A 3,364-nucleotide genomic window follows, 5' to 3' on the forward strand; every position below is an offset into this window, starting at 1 on the left:
GCGCCGCCGCGACCGCGGCGAGCACGGGGCTCTCGTTCACCCCCAACCTGCTGCTGGCGCTGCAGCGCTGCCCCGATCTCCCCGAGCCGTGGCCGGCCGAGGCGCGCCAGCACCTGCGCGACCTGCTGCGCTCGAGCAGTCACCTGGTCAACGTGTGGGAGGCCGTGGACCTGCACGGCCTGGCGGTCCGGTGGGTGCCCGAGTGGGAGGGCGTGCGCAACCGGCCGCAGCGCAGCCCCGTGCACCGCTTCACGGTCGACCGCCACATGCTCGAGGCTGTGGTGCTCGCGGGCAAGCACCGGCGACAGGTCCCCGACGGCGACCTCCTGCTGCTGGCCGCATGGCTGCACGACATCGGCAAGCGCGCGGGCGCGACGGACCACTCGGTCGACGGCGCCGTGCTGATCCCCGCGATCGCCGCTCGCATGGGGCTCGCGGAGCAGACCGCGAAGGACCTCGAGCTGCTGGTCCGCGAGCACCTGACGCTCGCCTCGCTCGCGACCACCGAGGATCCGGACGCGCCCGAGACCGTCGCGCGACTGCTCGACGCGGTCGACCACCGCCGCGACCTGCTCGAGACGCTGCGCGCCCTGACCGAGGCCGATGCGCGCGCCGCCGGACCCAAGGCCTGGACCACGTGGCGCGCGAGCCTCATCGACACGCTCACCGCCAAGGCCCGCCGCGAACTCGACGCACGCGACCGCTGACCCGACCCGCGCATCGGCCCTCCTGGCGGTGCGTTCTCTCTCACCTAGCCCCTGAAACGAGCGAAGTGGGCCCATTTCGCTCGGGAAGGGAGGGGCCGCGAGAGCGCACCCGCGCGCCGCCGGTAGACTCGAGGCCACGCTTCAACGTAAGGGACATCTGTGTTCGCGAACCTCTCCGACCGCCTGACAGCCACGTTCAAGGGCCTGCGCGGCAAGGGCCGCCTGACCGAGGCGGACATCGACGGCACCATCCGCGAGATCCGCCGCGCTCTGCTCGACGCGGACGTCGCGGTGCCCGTGGTCCGCACCTTCACCGGCAACATCCGCGAGCGCGCGCTGGGTGCCGAGGTCTCTGGTGCACTGAACCCCGGCGAGCAGGTCGTCAAGATCGTCAACGAGGAGCTCATCGCGATCCTCGGCGGCGAGGCGCGCCCCCTGCGCCACGCCAAGAACGGCCCCACGGTCATCATGCTCGCGGGCCTCCAGGGTGTGGGAAAGACCACGCTGGCCGGCAAGCTCGCGCACTACCTCAAGGGTCAGGGCCAGACCCCGCTGCTCGTCGCCGCGGACCTCCAGCGCCCCAACGCCGTCAACCAGCTCCAAGTCGTGGGCGAGCGCGCCGGCGTGCCGGTGTTCGCCCCCGAGCCCGGCGTCACCCGCGAGGGCGAGCGCGTGCGCGGCAACCCCGTCAAGGTCGCGAAGAAGGGCCTCAAGGAGGCCGAGGCCCGCCAGTACTCCGTGGTGATCGTCGACACCGCCGGCCGCCTGGGCGTCGACCAGGAGCTCATGAAGCAGGCCGCGGACATCCGCAAGGCGATCGAGCCGGACGAGGTCCTGTTCACGATCGACGCGATGATCGGCCAGGACGCCGTCGCCACGGCGACCGCCTTCCAGGAGGGCGTGGACTTCACGGGCGTGGTGCTCACCAAGCTCGACGGTGACACGCGAGGCGGCGCCGCGCTGTCGGTGCGCGAGGTCACGGGCCGGCCCATTCTGTTCGCGTCCACGGGCGAGAAGCTCGACGACTTCGAGGTCTTCCACCCGGACCGCATGGCCGGACGCATCCTCGACATGGGCGACATCCTCACGCTGATCGAGCAGGCCGAGAAGGCCTTCGACCAGCAGGAGGCCCAGCGGATGGCCGACAAGGTCACCAAGGGCGAGGACTTCACCCTCACGGACTTCCTGAGCCAGATGCAGCAGCTGAAGAACATGGGCTCGATGAAGAAGATGCTGGGCATGCTGCCCGGCATGGGTCAGATGCGCGACCAGATCGAGAACTTCGACGAGCGCGAACTGGTCCGCACCGAGGCGATCATCCAGTCGATGACGCCCGCCGAGCGCGACAACCCCAAGATCCTCAACGGCTCACGCCGCTCGCGCATCGCCGCGGGCTCGGGCATGCAGGTCTCGGATGTGAACTCCCTGGTCAAGCGGTTCGAGGACGCCCAGAAGATGATGCGAGCGATGGCCCAGGGCGGCGGCATGCCTCAGCTGCCCGGCCAGGGTGGCGGAGCCCCGGGCGCGTGGGGCGGCATGCCCGGCGGCAAGAAGTCGAAGGGCAAGCAGGCGCCGCAGCGCAAGGTCAAGGGCAAGTCCGGCAACCCCGCCAAGCGCGCGCAGCAGGAGGCGGCCGCCCGCAACCGCGCCGCGAACGGACCGGCGCAGCCGGCGGGCAGCGCGTTCGGCCTGGGGCAGCAGGAGCAGGACTTCGATCCGTCGCAGCTGGACTCGGACCTCGGCAAGTACCTCAAGCGGTAGGCGCCCGTGACCGTGCTGCACCTGACCGGGCCGGTACTGGTCGACGACGCGACGGTGGCGCCCGAGGCGTGGGTCCTCGACGGCCGCATCACCTACGAGCGCCCGCGCCACAGCGGCACGGTCACCCGGGTCGACGGCGTGGCGGTGCCCGGCCTCGTCGACGTCCACTGCCACGTGGGCCTGGACTCCGGCGGCGCGACGGACCGCGACCTCGCGGTCAAGCAGGCGACGCTCGATCGCGACCGCGGCACGCTGCTGATCCGGGATGCCGGCTCGCCTCTCGACACGTCCTTCGTGCACGAGCGCGACGACCTGCCGCGCCTGATCCGGTCCGCGCGCTTCATCGCGCGTCCCAAGCGCTACCTGCGCTACTTCGCCCGCGAGATCGAGCCTCAGGACCTCACGGCGGTCGCGGTCGACGAGGCGCGCAAGGGCGACGGCTGGATCAAGCTCATCGGCGACTGGATCGACCGGGAGGTCGGGGATCTGGTGCCGCTGTGGTCACCCGAGCAGCTGGCCGATGCGGTGGCCGCGGTTCACACCGAGGGCGCCCGGGCGACGGTGCACACGTTCGCGGAGGAGGCCATCGACCCGCTGCTGGACGCCGGGATCGACTGCATCGAGCACGGGACCGGCATGACCGAGCAGCACATGCGCATCGCGGCCGAGCGCGGCATCCCCGTGGTGCCCACCCTGCTGCAGATCGACAACTTCGTGGGATACGCCGATGCGGGGGAGAGCAAGTTCCCCGCTTACGCGGCGCGCATGCGGCGCTTGCACGAACGACGGTTCGAGCAGGTGAGGGCGTTCCACGAGGCGGGGGTGCCGCTCCTCGTCGGCACCGATGCGGGGGGCACCCTGGGGCACGGGCTGCTGCCGCAGGAGGCGGCGGCCAT

General features: G+C 71.5%; 3 protein-coding genes. All 3 read left to right on the forward strand.

What is annotated here, in order from left to right:
* The coding region (locus tag QZ483_RS13240; RefSeq protein ID WP_297084789.1) for an HD domain-containing protein at positions 1–707 on the forward strand (707 nt) is incomplete at its 5' end.
* Between the two features lie 159 nt (positions 708–866).
* Positions 867–2,468: a signal recognition particle protein gene (gene ffh / locus QZ483_RS13245; RefSeq protein WP_297084790.1), complete on the forward strand. Its 1,602-nt coding sequence runs from the start codon at positions 867–869 to the stop codon at positions 2,466–2,468.
* A gap of 6 nt (positions 2,469–2,474) precedes the next feature.
* Positions 2,475–3,364, forward strand: an 890-nt coding sequence (locus QZ483_RS13250) for an amidohydrolase (RefSeq protein WP_297084793.1), incomplete at its 3' end; no start/stop codon positions are given.

This window comes from uncultured Demequina sp. (genome assembly GCF_913055775.1).
Classification (GTDB): domain Bacteria; phylum Actinomycetota; class Actinomycetes; order Actinomycetales; family Demequinaceae; genus Demequina.